The 18,752-nt window shown below is 31.5% G+C and carries 17 protein-coding genes; 10 read left to right on the forward strand and 7 right to left on the reverse strand.

Annotation, left to right across the window (positions count from 1 at the left end; genetic code table 11):
* Positions 1–28 precede the first annotated feature (28 nt).
* Complete coding sequence (locus Q0684_RS07840; protein ID WP_299014800.1) at positions 29–823, reverse strand: alpha/beta hydrolase; 795 nt, start codon at positions 821–823, stop codon at positions 29–31.
* Positions 824–867: 44 nt separating this feature from the next.
* Here Q0684_RS07840 and brnQ point away from each other — a divergent pair, with 44 nt between their 5' ends.
* The 6 genes from brnQ (at position 868) to Q0684_RS07870 (ending at position 6,297) form a co-directional block, all read left to right on the forward strand.
* On the forward strand, positions 868–2,157 hold the full coding sequence (gene brnQ, locus Q0684_RS07845; protein ID WP_299014803.1) for a branched-chain amino acid transport system II carrier protein: 1,290 nt from the start codon (positions 868–870) through the stop codon (positions 2,155–2,157).
* A 72-nt stretch (positions 2,158–2,229) separates the two neighbouring features.
* The gene (locus Q0684_RS07850) at positions 2,230–3,381 is read left to right on the forward strand and encodes a glycosyl hydrolase (RefSeq protein ID WP_299014806.1); all 1,152 of its coding nucleotides are present in this window, start codon (positions 2,230–2,232) and stop codon (positions 3,379–3,381) included.
* Between the two features lie 66 nt (positions 3,382–3,447).
* The gene (locus Q0684_RS07855; RefSeq protein WP_299014809.1) at positions 3,448–4,287 is read left to right on the forward strand and encodes a helix-turn-helix domain-containing protein; all 840 of its coding nucleotides are present in this window, start codon (positions 3,448–3,450) and stop codon (positions 4,285–4,287) included.
* A 414-nt stretch (positions 4,288–4,701) separates the two neighbouring features.
* Positions 4,702–5,013, forward strand: coding sequence for a thioredoxin (gene trxA / locus Q0684_RS07860; protein WP_299014812.1), 312 nt, complete (start codon positions 4,702–4,704; stop codon positions 5,011–5,013).
* A 319-nt stretch (positions 5,014–5,332) separates the two neighbouring features.
* Positions 5,333–5,878 carry a carboxymuconolactone decarboxylase family protein gene (locus tag Q0684_RS07865; protein ID WP_299014818.1) on the forward strand — a complete coding sequence of 182 codons (546 nt, stop codon included), beginning with the start codon at positions 5,333–5,335 and terminating at the stop codon, positions 5,876–5,878.
* 44 nt (positions 5,879–5,922) lie between these two features.
* The gene (locus Q0684_RS07870) at positions 5,923–6,297 is read left to right on the forward strand and encodes a cupredoxin domain-containing protein (protein WP_299014821.1); all 375 of its coding nucleotides are present in this window, start codon (positions 5,923–5,925) and stop codon (positions 6,295–6,297) included.
* 52 nt (positions 6,298–6,349) lie between these two features.
* Here Q0684_RS07870 and Q0684_RS07875 read toward each other — a convergent pair whose 3' ends face one another.
* The 4 genes from Q0684_RS07875 to Q0684_RS07890 all read right to left on the reverse strand — a co-directional run bounded on the left by Q0684_RS07875 (position 6,350) and on the right by Q0684_RS07890 (position 9,865).
* Positions 6,350–7,327 carry a hypothetical protein gene (locus tag Q0684_RS07875; RefSeq protein WP_299014824.1) on the reverse strand — a complete coding sequence of 326 codons (978 nt, stop codon included), beginning with the start codon at positions 7,325–7,327 and terminating at the stop codon, positions 6,350–6,352.
* A gap of 19 nt (positions 7,328–7,346) precedes the next feature.
* Positions 7,347–8,399: a cytochrome c peroxidase gene (locus tag Q0684_RS07880; RefSeq protein ID WP_299014828.1), complete on the reverse strand. Its 1,053-nt coding sequence runs from the start codon at positions 8,397–8,399 to the stop codon at positions 7,347–7,349.
* A gap of 157 nt (positions 8,400–8,556) precedes the next feature.
* Positions 8,557–9,336, reverse strand: a complete 780-nt coding sequence (locus tag Q0684_RS07885; protein WP_299014831.1) for an MbnP family protein — start codon at positions 9,334–9,336, stop codon at positions 8,557–8,559.
* A 145-nt stretch (positions 9,337–9,481) separates the two neighbouring features.
* The gene (locus Q0684_RS07890; protein ID WP_299014835.1) at positions 9,482–9,865 is read right to left on the reverse strand and encodes a hypothetical protein; all 384 of its coding nucleotides are present in this window, start codon (positions 9,863–9,865) and stop codon (positions 9,482–9,484) included.
* A 135-nt stretch (positions 9,866–10,000) separates the two neighbouring features.
* Between Q0684_RS07890 and Q0684_RS07895 the strand changes: the two genes are divergently transcribed.
* Positions 10,001–10,783, forward strand: a complete 783-nt coding sequence (locus tag Q0684_RS07895; protein WP_299014838.1) for an alpha/beta hydrolase — start codon at positions 10,001–10,003, stop codon at positions 10,781–10,783.
* A gap of 194 nt (positions 10,784–10,977) precedes the next feature.
* Here Q0684_RS07895 and Q0684_RS07900 read toward each other — a convergent pair whose 3' ends face one another.
* Together Q0684_RS07900 and Q0684_RS07905 are read right to left on the reverse strand one after the other, a co-directional pair.
* Positions 10,978–12,270, reverse strand: a complete 1,293-nt coding sequence (locus tag Q0684_RS07900; RefSeq protein WP_299014842.1) for an aminopeptidase P family protein — start codon at positions 12,268–12,270, stop codon at positions 10,978–10,980.
* 376 nt (positions 12,271–12,646) lie between these two features.
* Positions 12,647–13,966, reverse strand: coding sequence for a DEAD/DEAH box helicase (locus Q0684_RS07905; RefSeq protein WP_299014845.1), 1,320 nt, complete (start codon positions 13,964–13,966; stop codon positions 12,647–12,649).
* Positions 13,967–14,296: 330 nt separating this feature from the next.
* Between Q0684_RS07905 and Q0684_RS07910 the strand changes: the two genes are divergently transcribed.
* The 3 genes from Q0684_RS07910 (at position 14,297) to Q0684_RS07920 (ending at position 18,749) form a co-directional block, all read left to right on the forward strand.
* On the forward strand, positions 14,297–17,134 hold the full coding sequence (locus Q0684_RS07910) for a glycosyl hydrolase (protein WP_299014848.1): 2,838 nt from the start codon (positions 14,297–14,299) through the stop codon (positions 17,132–17,134).
* Positions 17,135–17,314: 180 nt separating this feature from the next.
* The gene (locus tag Q0684_RS07915) at positions 17,315–17,929 is read left to right on the forward strand and encodes a hypothetical protein (RefSeq protein WP_299014851.1); all 615 of its coding nucleotides are present in this window, start codon (positions 17,315–17,317) and stop codon (positions 17,927–17,929) included.
* 145 nt (positions 17,930–18,074) lie between these two features.
* Positions 18,075–18,749, forward strand: a complete 675-nt coding sequence (locus Q0684_RS07920) for a succinate dehydrogenase cytochrome b subunit (protein ID WP_299014854.1) — start codon at positions 18,075–18,077, stop codon at positions 18,747–18,749.
* Positions 18,750–18,752: the final 3 nt, after the last annotated feature.

Below are 18,752 nucleotides of genomic sequence, written 5' to 3' on the forward strand. Positions count from 1 at the left end.
GGCAAAAACAATATTTTAAAACATGTTATTACTGCCGTTTATAAGACTTTAAAAAACCTTTTAATGTAAAAATTAACTCTTCTCTATTTTCTATATGACTCATATGCCCACCATTTAAAACCACAAATTCAGAATTTGTTTCTTTAGCTTCTTCAATTAAACTTTCAGAATTTAAAACAGGGTCATTTTTACCAATAATAAATAACTTTTTAAAATTATTATTTGCTAAAACATCATTTCTATTTACACGAATTCGCATACCTTCGTTGGCAGCAATATAACCTTGAATAGGCGTTTGTAAAGCTTCGTTTAAAGCTAAATTTATTTCATTTTTGTAGTGCTCTCTACTTTTTTCACCAAATAAATTCACAAAAGACATTCTCACCAAATTACTGAAATTATCTTGTATCATTTTATTGGCACGAAAACGTATTTTTTTACGTTCTTCATCATCTGCATTAGATGTTGAATTTAATAAACACAACCCTTTTATTTGCTTAGTATTTTTTTGGGCAAGTGCCAAAGAAATATAGCCTCCTAAAGAATGTCCTACCAAAAAATATTTACGTAATTTTAAATGCTTTAAAACAAAAATTATAGCTTCTGCAAACAAAGCCATAGTATGTACATAACCCAAACAATCTGTCTTTCCATGCCCTAAAACATCAACAGTAATAACTCTATTTCTTTTAACTAACGCTGGTACTATTTTATCCCACATTGTGGAATTCTCTAAAAAACCATGAATTAAAACAACTGCAGTTCCTTTACCTACATCAGAAAAAGAAATGTTTGCATTTTTAAAAGTGATCGATTTTTGCATCAAACAAAAATATGTATATTTCAAGAATAATAATTCATCTAATCATGAACAAAACAAAAGAAATTTGGATTGCTGGTTTTGCCTTATTCTCGCTGTTTTTTGGTGCTGGTAATTTAATTTTACCACCAAGTTTAGGTGCAAAATCTGGTGCAGATTGGTTTATTGTGGTTTTGGGTTTTATAATTACAGGAATAGCCATACCAATTTTAGCCATTTTTGCACATGCCAAATTACAAGGTACTTTGTACGATTTTGGTAAAAAAGTATCGCCCATTTTTAGCACTGTTTTTTGTTTTCTAATTTACGTGATTGCCTTTGCCATACCATCTCCAAGAACTGCAGCAGTAACACATGAAATGGCAATACAGCCTTTTTTTAATTCGTCACCATTAATAACAAGTATTGTCTATTTTGTTTTGGTATTTCTTTTTGCCATTAATAGAACAAAAATTATAAGTTTAATTGGGCAGTTTTTAACACCCATAATTGTAATTATTCTATTAGTAATTATAAGCATTTCCTTTTTTGTAGCACCAGGCACATTGCAAGCGTCTACTTTTAAAAATCCGTTTGTAGATGGTATTTTAGAAGGCTACCAAACCTTTGATGCTATTGCAGGTGTTGTAGTGGGTGCAGTAATTATTATTTCTTTAAATTATAGCAATCACACCACTTTTTTCGAAAAAAGAAAACTCATTAGAAAAGCCGGTTTTATTGCAGGTACAGGTTTATTTTTAATTTATGGTGGCTTAATTTTAAGCGGTGCTTTATTTTCATCAACGTTTGCAGAAAGTATATCTAGAACCGCAATTTTATCTAGTTTAAGCACACAAACCTTAGGCAGTTTTGGTACTACTTTTTTAAGTATTTTAGTAGCTTTGGCTTGTTTTACAACTGCTGTGGGTATTGTAACAGGTACAGCAGATTATATAAAAGGCATTTGCCATAACTCTAAAACTGCATTTGTTAGCACTGCTGCTTTTGCCTCTATTGTAGGTGTTATTGTGGGCAGCTATCAAGTAGATTTTATTATAACGTTAGCAGTACCTGCATTAATGTTTTTATATCCAATTACTATTGTATTAATTTTACTAAACGTTTTGCCAGAAAAATTTACGTCTACATTAGTTTTTAGAAGTGTAGTTTTGGCTACTTTTATTTTTAGCATTCCAGATTTTTTAGGTTTTATTCCTGGTTTTAAAATAATTGCGCAAGATTTACAAAACTTAATTCCTTTAGGAAAATTTAGTTTAGGTTGGATTTTACCTGCTTTAGTTACTTTTTTAATTGCCAACCTTCCTTTTTTTGGCAAAAAAACAGCTAAGCGTATTTAAAAATTGTAAATAATTATACTGAGATTTCTAAGATTCTTGTAAAAAAAAAACGCTTTATACGACAGAGTATTTATGAAAGTCGATATCTTAAAACTAGTAGTATTTGTTTCAATTTTTATCAGTTGTAACAACGAAGACGATTTTTTCAATCCAAATGCAGAAAGAATACCACCAGTTTTTAATGTTCCCACTAATTTTGCAGATCCAAATTTAAATCAACAAGCTAAAGATTTATATAAACGTTTAATTAATAGCACTCAAAAAGGCATCGCCTTTGGCCAACAGCAACCTTTTGGTACAGGAAATAATTTTCCAGTAACCAATCAATTAGAAAACGACTTTTTTGAAGTAGTTGGAGATTACCCAGCAATAGCCGGTTTTGATTTAGAACTCATAGGTTTGCAACCAGATACAGACTCTAATGTTGCTTTTCTTTTAGACGAATTTATAAATCAATTTACAGCAGCTATAAAAAAAGCGCATGAAAACGGCAGTATAATTACCATAAGCTGGCATCATGTAAACCCAAGAGGTTTTGGTACGCCAAATGATGGCAGTTTTAATAATGTGGTAAAAGGGTTTTTAGAAGGAGGCGAATTTAGAGAACTATATATTAGACGTCTTGCAAGAGCTGCAAGGTTACTAAATAATTTGGTAGATGCTAATGGAAACTCTATTCCTGTTTTATTTAGACCTTGGCATGAAATGAATGGCGATTTCTTTTTTTGGGGAGAAGGCTTTAGAACTACTCAAGAATATATTCAGCTTTGGCAAGATACCATTCAAATTTTATCAGAAGATTTTAACGTGCACAATTTGTTATATGTTTACGCGCCTAATTTTGTTGGAAGTCGTGCAGAATACTTAAAAAATTATCCTGGAGACCAATTTGTAGATATTTTAGGTATAGATGTTTACGATTTTAGAAACAGAAGATTCTTAACAACTGCAATTAGAAATTTAGAAATTGTAGAAAATATAAGTATCGAAAAAAATAAACTTTTTGCATTAACAGAAACTGGCTTAACAAACGTAGTGCAGCACAATTGGTTTACAGAAAGCTTGTACAAAGCCATTAGAGCCAGCAGCATTTCTTATGTAATGATTTGGCGAAATGATATGACTACCTTTTTTCATGCACCCTTTTTAGGCCATCCAGCAGCACAAAATTTTACAGAGTTTTTAGATAAAGAAGAAATACTTTTAAGTAGCGATATTCCATAAAGTTAACCCATAATACTCTTTTTAGCAAAAATTACTGTAATTTTACTAACCATGAAAACCAAATAAATGGCAGTTCAAGAAATCATAAAACACACCTATAAAGACCTTTTTACTTTAAGTACCGTAGAATTTGAAAAAGCATGTACAATAGATCATTCTGTGCAAAAAAATGCCTATTCTATTTATTGGATTCAAGAAGGAAAAGGAACCTATAATATCGATTTCGAAAAATATGAATTTACAGACAATGTACTGTTTTTCTTAACACCAGGCCAAGTATTTACAGTAGATTCAGAACAAATAAAAACAGCCTACAAATTCAGCTTTGTAAGAGATTTTTACTGCATACAAACGCACGATAAAGAAGTGGCTTGTAACGGCATTTTGTTCAACAACATCTATGAAACGCCGTTTGTAAAACCTTGCAAAAAAGACACACAAAAACTACAATTTATTTTAGAAAGTTTAATAGAGGAATTTCAACAAAACGAAACCGCGCAATATGACATGTTGCAAGCTTACCTAAAACAATTTATGATTTGTGCAGTACGCGTACAAAAAGAAAACCACGTTATAAAAGAAGATACAGAAACCCGTTTATTTAAAGACTTTAGCTTATTGGTAGAGCAAAATTTTAGAACCCTACATGCTGTTACAGATTACGCAAACAGGTTGGGCGTTTCACCAAAATCAATCACCAAACACTTTCAAAAATTAGGCGCTACAACACCGTCTCAATTTATAAAAAACAGAATTTTATTAGAATCAAAACGCCTGTTAATCTACACAGAAAAAAACGTAAAAGAAATTGCTTTCGAGTTAGGTTTTAATGACCCTGCATACTTTACACGTTTTTTTACAAAAGCTATAGAAAAATCGCCACTACAGTTTAAAAAAGACTATTAAAACTAAAAAATTTTCAGTGCGCAAGTCACTTCAAGCGCAGTTAAAAAATCTTACAACTACCATAAATACTATATTCTAACAAGAATTACAGTTTTATAAAAGCAACCAGCTTATAGCTTAAAATTCAAATTTTTAGATATATTTCATTTTGGGCGTGCCCACACAAAAAAGTGTGGTCAGGCTTTCCATTATATCTTTTTTATTGGTCAATTTTTCGCTATCACTACAAACAGACCAATAAAAAAGGATGCCATTTCAATCCTTCACGCAAGCATTTTTGCCAACTTTTTTCCTTGTCCAAACAGTAGGAACTTTTGTCCAATTTTTAAGGTTAAAATCGGTTGCATCTTTGCAGTGGCAAACAACCAAACTTGATTTAGCATTAAATAATAACAACAATAAAAAATAGAAAACATGAAAACAATAACAGAAACAAACGTAAAAAACATCATTCAAAATAACCCAAACGTATTATTAGATTTTTATGCAGATTGGTGTGGCCCTTGCCAAACATTATTACCAACTATAAACAAATTAGCAGACGAGTTAAAAGAAGATGTAGTTATTAAAAAAGTAAACGTAGACAATTACCAAGAATTGGCTGCAGAATTTGGCATTAGAAACATACCAACATTAATTTTCTTTAAAGATGGTAAAGCAGTAGACAAACATACAGGCTTAATTACAGAAAGAAATTTAAGACAAAAAATAGACCGTTTAAAGTAACCTTTTTTACGCTGTCCAAACAGTAGGAACTTTTGTCCAATTTTTAAGGTTAAAATCGGTTGCATCTTTGCAGTGGCAAACAACCAAACTTGATTTAGCATTAAATAGTAACAACAATAAAAAATAGAAAACATGAAAACAATAACAGAAACACATTGCCCAAATTGTTGGGGTTACCAAACTTACGATGAGCAAAATAGCAATAACCAAGTTTGCACCACAAAATAAAAAAATACGCTAAAATAAATTTAGCAAACCAAATTAAAAAAAGTAAATAATAACAAAAACAGACTGAACTAAATTCAGCACAATAAAAATTATGAGCACATTTAACGTACCTACAAAAAACGAAGTATCTGAAAACAACCAAGCCATTTTTGCACAATTAGAAAAAGGACTAGGTTTTGTACCAAACTTATACGCTTCTTTAGCGCACAGTGATACTGCTTTAGAAAACTTTTTAGCAATTGGTAATGCAAAAACAAGCTTTTCAGCTAAAGAAAAAGAAGTAATAAACCTAGCTGTAAGTCAAGTAAACGAATGCGTTTACTGTTTATCTGCACACACTGCAATAGGAAAATTAAACGGTTTTTCTGACGATCAAATATTAGAATTAAGAGCAGGAAATGCCACTTTTAATGAAAAATTAGACGCTTTAGCAAAATTTGCAAGAAGTGTAGCAATTAACAGAGGAGCAGCAAGCCCAGAAAGTATAACTGCTTTTTACAATGCAGGCTTTACAAAAGGAAATTTAGCAGACGCTATTTTAGTTATAGGAGAAATTACCATTACCAATTACTTTCATAAAACAACAGAAGTACCTGTAGATTTCCCAATAGCAAAAGTATTAGAAACAGTAGCATAAGTATTAAAAATTAATTAACACAATAATAAATAAACAATAGTAAGATGAAAAAAGTAATAGCAATTTTAGTAGTAGTATTAGCATTCGCATTTAACACAAATGCACAAAGCAACACTGTAAAAACAGTTTCTTTAGAACAAACTAAAGGCGAGTTTACCCAAAAAGAAATTAAAATTTCAGAAGGAACTTATATTTTTAAAGTGAGCAATAATAATGCTGCAAAAGAAGTAGGTTTGGTTTTAATTGAAAGTGGTAAAGATGGTAAAAATGCAGAAAACCATATAAAAAACGCTTACGTTACACAAATGGTAAAGCATGGTAAAACAGAATCTTCTAAACCAGTAACTTTAAAAAAAGGAACATACCAATACTTTTGTCCTTTTAACAAAACACCACAATACAAATTAATTGTAGAGTAGTTTTTACTACCAATTTTAATAAAAAAGGCGAGCACAAATGTGCTCGCCTTTTTTATTTTGTATTTAAATTAAAATTTACATACACAGCAATAGATTGTTGTGGCGTTACATTACCACCAAACAAATTGTGCGAAATTGGCGCCGTATAATTGGCACCAAAAATAAATTTTTGTGTAGTTATTTCTGCACCCAATGTTCCGTTAAAAACACTACCATCTGTAGCTGCAATAGTTTCACCAAACTGTTCTATTTTATTGTAAATATTACCAGAAAAACCTACAAAAGGCAATAGCATAAACTTTTCTTTAGCTATTGCATAAAATAAATTAGAGGCATAACTAAACTGATTCCCAAACCTGTATTCGTTTTTGTTTTCTCCTTTAAAATAATATGTTAAGGCTGTATTTACACCAAATTTATCGCTTCCATAATTGTGAGCTATACCAAAAATACCATCTAAACTACCTGTACCTAATTGAAAACCTGGGTTTACTCTATCTGCTAAAACTTGTTCAAATTTGCCTGTTGGTAATTTTGCACCCAAACCAATTTCTATAGAATGGCCAGAAGGTTCTTTGGGTACATTAGTATATAATTTTACTTTTTTGGCATCTGGTTTTTTATAAAATCTAATTTTATACCAACCCACAACTGTAGCGTCTCCAAAACCATTAATATTCTCATTTCTATCTGTAAATGCTCTTTTTAAATCTTGATAAGGCAAAATAGCACTTACATAAAACTTGTCTGTTATTGGTATTCTACTCCAAAGTTGGTAGGTGTTAAAATTCTCTGTACTTGTGGGCGAATTCGAAAAAATGCCATCTCTAGAAACAAATTTCTGATAAATATATCTTACTCCTACAAAACTAGCATTATTTAATGTTCCTGCACCAAAACTACCACTACTTGTTGCACAGCCACATAAATCACAAAAGTAATATTCAAAAGAACCTACTTCATGGGCGCTGCATAAATTTTCATTTTCAAGCGCATAATTTTGTGTTGAAACCGCACAAAAAATCAGCAAAAAAAGAAAAGTTTGTTTTTTAAAATTCTGCAAAACGCTCATCATTTAAAAAAGTGTTATCTGTTAATGTTTTTAAAAATGCAATTACATTTTCTTTATCTTCTTGGGTTAAATCTATACCCAAACTGCCATCTGCTTTTCGTAAAATTGGGTCTACCTCACTACCATTTTCTACCATTCCGTCTGTGTAGAAATTTAAAACGTCTTCTAAAGTTCCAAATCTGCCATCATGCATATAAGGAAAGGACATTTCAACATTTCTTAAACTAGGTACTCTAAACTTGTAAAAATCTTCTGCAAAACCAGAAACACGTTTTCTACCTTCTTCTTCAGGAAATCTAGAGTTTACAGGTATGCCATTATTTCTGTAATTCTTATCAGTAAATAAGGCTCCAGAATGACAAGAAGCACATTTATTACTAAAGATTTGAAAGCCTTTTTCTTCTTTAGTTGTAAATGCAGCGTTCTCTTCTTTTCTAATTACTTTATCATATTTAGAATCGCCAGAAATCATAGTAACCATAAATTGAGATAATGCTTTTAACAATCTTTCTGAGGTAACTTCTGCATCACCAAAAGCATTACTAAACAAAATATCATACTCTTTATAACTACTTAATTTAGAAATTACAGAAGGTATGGTTTCATTCATTTCAAAATCGCTTGTAATTGGAATTATAGGTTGCAAATCCAAATGAATTGCAGCTCCATCCCAAGTAAATTCGCTAAAAAAAGCTAAATTTTGTATGGGTTGTGCATTTCTAAAACCTGTTTTACCGTCTACACCATGACTTGTAGTGTGCCCATGATGCGTAAAAGCAGAGGCCTGTTCATGACAAAATCCGCAAGAAATTATTCCATCAGAAGCTAATCTACCTTCATAAAAAAGCATTTTACCCAAAGCAATTCCTTCTTCTGTTAAAGGATTTTTACTCAAATCGTAATCGATATCAGGAAAGTTACTCGGTATCTGTAAATCGATATTTGTAGGAATTTTTACATATTCCTCTTCTTCCGCAGAACAAGAAAACAATAACAAAAAACCTACACTAATTAAAAATAATTTTCTCATATTTTTAAAATAAAATAGAGCTGGTCTAAAAAGTAATTTCTATCTGTAATTTCAACTTTATGGAGAAATATAAACTATTGAATATATTTTTCTAATCCATTACATTCCGCTGAAAATAACAAACAGATCTACTTTTTAGACCCTCTCAAATAAGTTTTTAGTTATGCACGTGATCTATAGTAAACATTCCGTTTACGTTAGTTGCAATCTGTGGAGATTTTACACCATCTACATGAATTTGTGCAGCATCATCTAACATAAATTTTGTATTTCCCTGTAAAATGTTAGCAACATCTGCAACAACATGAATTTCTGGAGTTGCATCTACTCTAACTCTTGCAGAATTTGTTAAGTCTAAAGTTACTTCTTTGTAGTTGTCTAAAGCACTACCATGACTTCCCATATGAAATGCAAAAGCAGTTTCTTCTACTGTATTTGTAGAAGTATACACACCTTCAAAAACCATAAATTTATAACCTGCTTGCCAGCTCCACATCATACCAGCATCTTTTGCCAAACTTAAAAAATCACCTTGTCCTGTAGCACCTTCTAAATATTTTTCTTGGTCTACTCCAATTCCAAATGTTAATTTGGTATAATCTTCCTCTGGAATGTTATTTAAAGTAATAAATTGAGAAGCAGTAACCTCTTCATTTACAATAAAATAAGATTCGTTTTTAGGGTATGTAAAAACAGTACCATCTGAAGTTTCTAAGCGAACATTGCTTACAATATATTTTACTTTAGAAATTTTAATTTGTTCCGTTTCGTTTGCTTTATAAGGTGTTGTTTTTAATAATAAATCAGACGTTTTGTATGCATTATCAAATTCTAAGGTTAAAGAACCTTCGCCTTCTAAAATTTCAGTTTCATTAGAAGAACAAGCTGTAATGGTAAGTGCTACAACAGTAGCTGTTAAGTATTTTAAAATTTTCATTTTTTAATATTTTTCACTTCAATTTTATATTGAAGTTTTAATTTGTTGTAAATAAATGTGTTGTTATACATTATGCTTTTATCCTAAAAAAGATAAAAACGCAACGCAAAAGGTGGTATAAATTAATTTATACAAAAACGGGTATTTACAAATGAAAATCTGGCGGTTGCTCTAAACCACTGCTAAAATTTTTAGCATATAAAGAGTTTTTCTTAAAAATAAGTTTCCTTTTTTGGAAGGTAATTTGCTGCAAAACAAAGCTTGCTATTTGCTGATGAAAAACAGGAAAAAAAGCATCTGAGGCTACTGTAAAACCTTGTACATCATCTTTAGTTACATCTACTTTTGGTGCAATTTTTTTCGCTAAATGACATTTTCCATTACATTGCAACTGTGGCTTTTCTTTGTTAACACAGTAAGTTTCTATAATGTAATCTATATTTAACGCAAAATAACCAATATACCCTAAATGATAAACAGGTCTAACAGCCAACGCTAAAAATAATATGATACAAAAGGTTTTTTTCAAGAAAAAAATTTTTGCAAAGATAGTATTTATTAGATTTTTACGTTAAATTTTAACTAACAAAAGGAAATAACTAGCACAAAAATTCTGTAAAACTCTAAATATGCGTTAATTTAGCGTTTGTAAAAGAATATAATTTTGTTAAATTACTACACATATCCACATAAGACTTCTAAAGATTGGGTAACTTTTGTACACGGTGCAGGTGGTAGTAGTTCTATTTGGTTCAAACAAATTAGAGATTTTAAAAAGCACTTTAATGTATTAATTTTAGATTTAAGAGGCCATGGAAACAGCCAACCTTCTTTAAAAGATACCTTTAAAACAAAATATACTTTCGATTCTATTACTGCAGATATTTTAGAAGTTATTGATTATCTTAAAATAGAAAAATCGCATTTTGTGGGTATTTCTTTGGGTACAATTTTAATACGAAATTTAGCCGAAAAAAGACCACAATTGGTAAAAAGTATGATTATGGGTGGTGCTATTATTAAAATGAATTTCCGCTCGCAAATTTTAATGAAAGTAGGAAACATTTTTAAATCTGTTGTGCCTTATATGATGTTGTATAAACTCTTTGCATTTATTATAATGCCAAAGAAAAATCATAAAAAATCGCGATTACTTTTTGTAAACGAAGCCAAAAAATTATATCAAAAAGAATTTATCCGTTGGTTTAAATTAACCTCAGAAATAAATCCGCTTTTGCGTTTTTTTAGAGCAAAAGATATTAAAATACCTACGTTGTATGTAATGGGTGCAGAAGATCATTTGTTTTTGCCTTCTATTAAAAAAATAGTTTCAGAGCACCTTACTTCTACTTTATTTGTAATCGACAATTGTGGGCATGTGGTTAATGTAGATCAGCCTGAAACTTTTAACAACCAAACCATAAAATTTATTTCTTCTTTGGCATAAAAAAAAGGCTGTCTGCAAATTTTTTTTTATCATTTCAACTGAAATGAAGCTAAAAAACATATTTCATTAAGATTAAGTAAGATTTCTCCATAAAGTTGAAATGACAACTTCAAACAACAGTTTGAAACAACTACTTAAAATAAAAGCTTGGAATTACTTTTTAAATAGCCTTTTAAATTTCTTATTTTAAGATTTTACTTGTTCATTAACGCTTCAATTTCATCTGCTTCTATAGGTATATTGCCCATTAAATTAAAAGGTGCTCCTTGTTTTTGAATTACAACATCATCTTCTAAACGTATACCAAAACCTTCTCCTGGAATATAAATACCAGGTTCTACAGTAAATACCATATTTGCCTGCATTGGCTCGTGCAACAAACCATAGTCGTGCGTATCTAAACCAATATTATGACTAGTGCCATGCATAAAATACTTTTTATAGGCTGGCCAATTTTTGTCTTCATTTTGTATAGCTGCTTTGTCTAAAAGCCCCAAACCTAATAATTCTGAAGTCATAATTTTACCAACTTCAATATGATATTCTTTCCAAATTGTACCTGGAATTAGCATATTTGTAGCTTCCTTTTTAACACGATTTACAGCATTATACACCGCTTTTTGTCTTTCAGAAAAACGCCCAGAAACAGGTATTGTTCTTGTTAAATCACTAGAATAATTTGCATATTCTGCTGCTACATCTAGTAAAATTAAATCGCCACTTTTACATTGTTGATTGTTCTCTATATAATGCAAAACATTGGCATTATTACCAGAAGCAATAATTGGTGTGTATGCAAAGCCTTTAGATCGATTTCTAACAAATTCGTGAATTAATTCTGCCTCAATTTCATATTCCCAAACGCCAGGTTTTACAAAATCTAAAAGTCTACGAAAACCTTTTTCTGTAATATTACAAGCGTGTTGCATTAAATCTAACTCAATTTGGTCTTTTACAGAACGTAAACGTTGTAAAATAGGATTACTTTTTGCTACAGTATGTGCAGGATATTTGGCTAATAACCATTTTGTAAACCTGTCTTCGCGTGTTTCTGTTTGTACATTTGCTCTATAATGTTCGTTTGTATTAATGTAAAATGTATCTGCGTAAGATGCCATTTCAAACAATACTTTTTCTAAATCTTGTAACCAAAAAATTGTTTGTACGCCACTTGTTTTTGTAGCAGCTGCTTTGGTTAATTTTTCGCCTTCCCAAACTGCAATATGTGCATTAGTTTCTGTAACAAAAAGTACTTCACGTAACTCTTTATCTGGACAATCTGGAAACAATACCAACACACTTTCTTCTTGATCTACACCAGATAAATAAAAAATATCTCTGTTTTGCTGAAAAGGCATTGTACTATCTGCTCCTATTGGATAAACGTCATTAGAATTAAAAACTGCCATACTTTTGGGTTGCATTGCAGCCATAAAATTCTTGCGATTTTTTACAAATAATTTAGCGTCTATTTTGTCGTATTTCATACGTGATTATTTATGTTGAAAAACAAAGGTAAGAAATTTAGTGTAGGGTTTATTGGCTGTTTTTTTTATAGGTTATCGTAGAATTCCCTTTATGTAAATCCTAAAATTTTAAACACTAGAGAGAAAGCTCAAGAGAACTTAAAGATAAGTTACTATATTAAATAAAGTTGCTCGCGCTTGTGAGACTTCTCTCTGCCTTTTGAAGTGACAACTGTTGCGGGTTTTGTGGGTTTGCCTAGTTTTCGTGTGAATCCTGTCATTTCGAACTACAGAGAGAAATCTCACAAAAAACTAAACATAAGTTGCTATAAGAAATAACAATACTCATTCTTATAAAACTTCTCCAAAAAAAATCAAAATAACAACTGCTACTAATTTATCTTCTCTTTTTAGGCGCTCCACTTCTACCTCTTCCAGTAGCTGGTTTTGGTTTATTACCTTTAAAATGCGGTTTTCTTTTTTGTGAAGCACTTGTTCCAGCGCTTTTATTACCAGAATTTCCACCACCTTTTTTCTTACCAAAAGATTTTTTACTTGTAGCAGCACGTTTTGGTGGTGCAGTATCTGTAGGTTCAAAACCTTCAACTACGGTAGATTTTATTTTCTGTTTTAATAATTTTTCAATCTCATTTTGGTATTCTGTTTCTTCACTACAAACCAAAGAAATGGCTTCTCCTGCAGCTCCTGCTCTACCTGTTCTACCAATTCTGTGTACATAATCTTCAGGTACATTTGGCAATTCAAAATTAATTACGTTTGGTAAAAGCGGAATATCTAAACCTCTTGCAGCAATATCTGTAGCTACCAAAATTTTAATAGTATTGTCTTTAAAATTTTGCAAGGCTTTGGTTCTTGCTCCCTGACTTTTATTACCGTGAATTGCAGCCGAAGAAATGCCAGCCTGAATCAACTTTTTAGTTAATTTATTAGCACCATGTTTTGTTCTCGTAAAAATTAACACCTGTTTCCAGTTGTTGTCTTTTATCAATTTTATGGTAAACTCCGTTTTTTTGCCTTTATCAACTTGGTACACATTGTGCGTAACCTTTTTTGCAGTAGAATTTTGCGGCGCCGTTTCTACCTCTACAGGATTTCTTAAAATACCAGCTGCCAATTGCTTTATGTCTTTAGAAAATGTTGCAGAAAACATCAAATTCTGACGTTTAACAGGCATAAAACTCATAATTTTGTTAATATCTCTAACAAAACCCATATCTAACATACGATCTGCTTCATCTAAAATAAGCACATCTACACGTTTAAAAGAAACCGCTTTTTGGTCGTGTAAATCCAGCAATCTACCAGGTGTTGCCACCAAAATATCTACACCTCTTTTTAAAGTTGCTATTTGTGGTTTTGCATTTACACCACCAAAAATTACCGCAGATTTTATGTTTACATACTTGCTATATTCCCGAACATTATCATAAACCTGCGCTGCCAATTCTCTTGTTGGCGTTAAAACCAAGGCGCGCAAAGGCCTGTATTTTGGGTGTTTTGTAGCTACTAAATAATTTAAAACAGGCAAGGTAAAACCCGCTGTTTTTCCGGTTCCTGTTTGGGCAGATGCTAAAAGATCTTTACCGTTTAAAATATGTGGAATCGCCTTTTCTTGTATGGGCGATGGTTTGGTATATCCTTTCTCTTCCACAGCTTTCAAAATTGCATCAGATAAACCTAAATCTTTAAATGTCATAAATACTAATTATAAAAAGCGCTTTATGTAGCGTTTTCAGTGGCAAAGATACGTTGTTTAAAATAGAAGAAATCATAACCCTTTTTTTATATTTTATTTGGGCGCCTGCCTGCGGTAGGCAGGTTTTAACGGGCTTTCAACTATATCTTTTTATTTCAGAAAAAGAAATAAAAAGGATGCCGTTTCAATCCCTAACGCAAATTGCTTATCCATAAAATTTAGTCATTAAACATGAGCATATCAATGTCTAAATCCCCAAAACATGTTAATTTTTTTGATATTGATTTTACAAGTAGTAATTTCATCACTTTAAAACTAAACTACATTCTAATGAAATCTATTTTTAAGTTTTTCTTCTTTTTATCTGCTATAACTTTCGCACAAACACCAACAAGCTCAAAGGTTGTGCAACAAGCATTAACTCAAAAATCAAAAATGATGCAATCTTCTTTGGTTAAAAATATTGAGTTTACCAATATTGGCCCAACAGTTATGAGTGGTCGTGTTGCAGATATTGCTGTAAACCCAAACAATCCCACAGAATTTTACGTAGGCTATGCTTCTGGTGGTTTATGGCATACCACAAATAATGGTACAACTTTTACACCTTTGTTAGACAATTCGCCAACACAAAACATAGGCGATATTGCTATAGATTTTAAATCTGGAACAATTTGGGTTGGTACAGGAGAAAAAAATTCTTCACGCTCTTCTTATGCAGGTATTGGGCTGCTAAAATCTACAGATAATGGTAAAACGTGGCAAAATATGGGTCTAACAGATTCACATCATGTTAGTAGAATTGTAATCAACCCAAATAATGTAAACGAAGTTGTAGTTGGTGTTATTGGGCATTTGTATTCGCCAAACGCAGAACGTGGTATTTTTAAAACTACAGATGGCGGACAAACTTGGACAAAATCGCTTTTTATAAATAATGATACAGGAATTATAGATGTTGCCTTTGCACCAGAAAATTTTAACGTAATGTATGCTGCTTCTTGGCAAAGAGAACGTAAAGCATGGAATTTTACAGGAAACGGAAACAATTCTGCCATTTACAAAAGTACAGATGCAGGTTCTTCATGGACTAAAATTTCAGAAAATTCTGGTTTCCCAACAGGAAATGGAGTTGGTAGAATTGGCTTAGCTGTTTTTAATGAAAATACAGTTTATGCGTTGCATGATAGTCAATACAGAAGACCAAAAGACAACAATAAAAAAGCTTCAAACGGATTAACAAAAGAAGATTTTAAAACCATGTCTGCAAACGCGTTTTTAAATTTAGACAATAAAAAACTAAACACCTACTTAAAAAACAACGGATTTCAAGAAAAATACAGGGCACAAAACGTAAAACAAATGGTGCGCGTAGGCTCTGTAAAACCAATAGATTTAGCCAGTTATTTAGAAGACGCAAACGCTATGTTGTTTGATACACAAGTAATTGGTTCAGAAGTCTTTAAAACTACAAATGGCGGTAAAAATTGGCAAAAAACACACAAAAATTATTTAGATGGCATTTACAATTCTTATGGTTATTATTTTGGTGAAATTAGAGTAGATCCAAAAGATGAAAATGGCATTTACGTGCTTGGAGTTCAAATTATAAAATCTAAAGATTCAGGCAAAAACTTTACACTAATTAGCAGAGAAAATGTGCATTCAGATCATCAAGCATTGTGGGTAAATCCACAAAAATCTGGTCATCTTATTAATGGTAATGATGGTGGCTTAAATATTTCTTATGATGATGGTGAGAGTTACATCAAACTAAACAATCCGCCTGTTGGGCAATTTTATTCTGTTTATGCAGACAATCAAAAAAACTACAAAGTGTATGGTGGTTTGCAAGACAATGGGGTTTGGGTTGCCAACAACAATGCTACTGTAAACAAACGTTGGCATCAAACAGGGCAAAATCCATATCAATCTATTATGGGTGGAGATGGTATGCAAGTTCAAGTAGATGATAGAAACCCAAATATTGTGTATACTGGTTACCAATTTGGTAATTACTTTAGAATTAACAGGGCAAATGGAGATAGAGCATACATTCAACCAAAACATACTTTAGGCGAAACTCCATATCGTTTTAATTGGCAAACTCCAATTTTATTAAGCAAGCACAATCAAGATATTTTATATTTGGGTGGTAACAAATTACACAGATCTTTAAATCAGGGAAATTCTTGGGAAACCATTTCTGGTGATCTAACAACAGGTGGCAAAAAAGGAAATGTTGCGTATGGAACGTTAACCACCATTTCTGAAAGTCCGTTTCAATTTGGTTTAATTTACACAGGTTCAGATGATGGTTACATCAACCTAACCAAAAACGGTGGTGGCAGTTTTACAAGAATTTCTAACAATTTACCGCAAAATTTATGGGTTTCTAGAGTAATTGCTTCAGCACACAAAAAAGAACGTGTTTATGCAACTTTAAACGGTTACAGATTTGACGATTTTACACCTTTTATTTTTATGTCTGATGATTTTGGTGCGACTTGGAAAAATATTGGGAATTCAATTCCTACAGCAGCAGTAAATGTAATTAAAGAAGACCCAACAAATGAAAACGTTTTATATGTTGGTACAGATAATGGTTTGTACGTTTCTTTTAATAAAGGCAATTCTTGGGAAGCGTTTGCTAACAATTTCCCAAATGTAGCTGTGCACGATTTAGTAATTCAGCCCACGGCAAAAGAATTAGTTGTAGGTACACATGGTAGAAGTTTATACAAAGCCAACATTGCACCTTTACAAGAAATGACACCTGAAGTTTTAGCAAAAGAAAACCATGTTTTTGCGATTAAATCCATCAGAAAAAACAACAATTGGGGCCGTTCTTTTAGTCAGTGGAAAGATACGTATACTCCAGAAATTACAATTCCCTTTTACACAAATGCTGCTAAAAAAGTAACTGCAAAAATTTATGCTGAAAATACAGAAGTAAACTCAATTACTACAAATGCAAACAAAGGTTTTAACCAAATGTTATTTGACCTTTCTTTCTCTAAAAAAGGAAAGAAAGCATTTGAAAGAGCGAATAAAAATTCGTCAGCAAGTTCTGCCTTAAAACAGGCACAAAATGGAGTTTATTATTTACCTAAAGGAAAATACACCGTTAAAATTGGTGCTGCTGAAAGTGAGTTTGAGATAAAGTAATAATTATAATTCATCCCTCAAAGGGTTTAAAACCCTTTGAGGGTAATACTAAAAAATGAAAAAGAATATAGTGTTCAATGATTTCTCTCTGCGATCGAAATGACAAAACTGAGTGGAAAAAGAGAAAATCTACTATAAAATAAATTTCATAAAACATTAATCTATCTATATTTTCATCAAATGAAAAAAGTATTCTTTTTACTCTTGTTTTCAATAACAATATCTTTAAACGCCCAAACCAAACCTAAAAGTTTCTTTGAACTTTCTACACCTATAAAAATGTGGGTGCTATTTCATCCGTTTAAAGCAAAAAAATCTTACAGAATTGCCTTAGAAACTAATAAAGTATCAGATTCTATTGCCAAAACAAATGCACTAGATAAAGACAAAAGTGGCGGACAAGTAGATGCTTTTAGACATGCCTATTGGTTGGCGCGCTTAAAACAAGATTTAGGTGAAAAAGCGGCGCGTTCTTTAGGTGAAGCTCACGAGAAAGACAACTACATTACCTTCAAAAAAACAAAATTAGAAGATGGTATTGTACCCGATGAAATTTCTTCTGAAATGGATTTACACAACAATGAGCAAGGTTTACAACTTATTGAAAAGAATGCTAAAACCTCTAGAAAAACACTCATTTATAAAATAATAAACGCCATAAAATCTGGTAAAATGAGAATTATAAAGAAAGATAAAAAGGGTAATTTTTTAACCTGTTCAGGAAATATAATTTCTAAACAATCTTTAAAAGGAAAATGGAAAAACAACAAATGTTTAGTAAATTCTAATCTTTAAATTTTAACAATTACATCGGTTTTTGTTAAACGTTTAACCATGTTATTTAAAATTAATCTAAATACACGTGAAAACGTTGTGAAATCTTTGTTTTCATAAGTCTTTACCCTTATTTTTGTATACTAAATTAATAATTAATTATACAATGAGCGGATTTTTCAAATCTTCAATTGGAAGAAAGGTGTCAATGGCACTTTCAGCATTTTTTTTAATGTTCTTCTTACTTCAGCACTTATCAATTAATATTTTATCGGTTGTAGACCCAGATTTATTTAATGAAGTATCTCACTTTATGGGCACAAATCCGGTGGTTCAATTTGCATTGCAACCTGTTTTAATCTTTGCAGTAGTTTTTCACTTTGTAATGGGTTTTATCCTAGACATTAAAAACAGAAAAGCAAATGGTTCTAAATATGCTAAAAACAATGGTGCTGCAAACTCTAGTTGGTTTAGTAGAAACATGGTAATTAGCGGAATTACAATTCTAGCATTTATCGCTTTGCACTTTATTGATTTTTGGTTTCCAGAAATTAACACAAAATTTATAAAAGGAGATTGGTCTGGTACCATGCCTGGTGTAGATGGTTTTAGATATCACGAAGAATTAGTGCACAAGTTTATGAACCCAATAAGAGTTGTTGCCTATGCAGTTGCTTTTATTTTCTTAGGATTACACTTAGCACACGGTTTTACCTCGGCTTTTCAGTCTGTAGGAGCAGCTTCATTACGTAAAAAATTAGAGAAAGTAGGTATTGCTTATTCAGTAATAATTCCTTTCGGCTTTATATTTATTGCATTATATCATTTTTTTAACCATTAATCT

This window comes from uncultured Polaribacter sp., assembly GCF_947503875.1.
In the GTDB taxonomy this organism is placed as follows: Bacteria; Bacteroidota; Bacteroidia; order Flavobacteriales; family Flavobacteriaceae; genus Polaribacter.

Excerpts from the sequence above, each read along its gene's own strand:
- Q0684_RS07840 (WP_299014800.1), bottom strand. The coding sequence starts at position 823 with ATGCAAAAATCGATCACTTTTAAAAATGCAAACATTTCTTTTTCTGAT.
- brnQ (WP_299014803.1), top strand. The coding sequence starts at position 868 with ATGAACAAAACAAAAGAAATTTGGATTGCTGGTTTTGCCTTATTCTCG.
- Q0684_RS07850 (WP_299014806.1), top strand. The coding sequence starts at position 2,230 with ATGAAAGTCGATATCTTAAAACTAGTAGTATTTGTTTCAATTTTTATC.
- Q0684_RS07855 (WP_299014809.1), top strand. The coding sequence starts at position 3,448 with ATGGCAGTTCAAGAAATCATAAAACACACCTATAAAGACCTTTTTACT.
- trxA (WP_299014812.1), top strand. The coding sequence starts at position 4,702 with ATGAAAACAATAACAGAAACAAACGTAAAAAACATCATTCAAAATAAC.
- Q0684_RS07865 (WP_299014818.1), top strand. The coding sequence starts at position 5,333 with ATGAGCACATTTAACGTACCTACAAAAAACGAAGTATCTGAAAACAAC.
- Q0684_RS07870 (WP_299014821.1), top strand. The coding sequence starts at position 5,923 with ATGAAAAAAGTAATAGCAATTTTAGTAGTAGTATTAGCATTCGCATTT.
- Q0684_RS07880 (WP_299014828.1), bottom strand. The coding sequence starts at position 8,399 with ATGAGAAAATTATTTTTAATTAGTGTAGGTTTTTTGTTATTGTTTTCT.
- Q0684_RS07885 (WP_299014831.1), bottom strand. The coding sequence starts at position 9,336 with ATGAAAATTTTAAAATACTTAACAGCTACTGTTGTAGCACTTACCATT.
- Q0684_RS07900 (WP_299014842.1), bottom strand. The coding sequence starts at position 12,270 with ATGAAATACGACAAAATAGACGCTAAATTATTTGTAAAAAATCGCAAG.
- Q0684_RS07905 (WP_299014845.1), bottom strand. The coding sequence starts at position 13,966 with ATGACATTTAAAGATTTAGGTTTATCTGATGCAATTTTGAAAGCTGTG.
- Q0684_RS07910 (WP_299014848.1), top strand. The coding sequence starts at position 14,297 with ATGAAATCTATTTTTAAGTTTTTCTTCTTTTTATCTGCTATAACTTTC.
- Q0684_RS07915 (WP_299014851.1), top strand. The coding sequence starts at position 17,315 with ATGAAAAAAGTATTCTTTTTACTCTTGTTTTCAATAACAATATCTTTA.
- Q0684_RS07920 (WP_299014854.1), top strand. The coding sequence starts at position 18,075 with ATGAGCGGATTTTTCAAATCTTCAATTGGAAGAAAGGTGTCAATGGCA.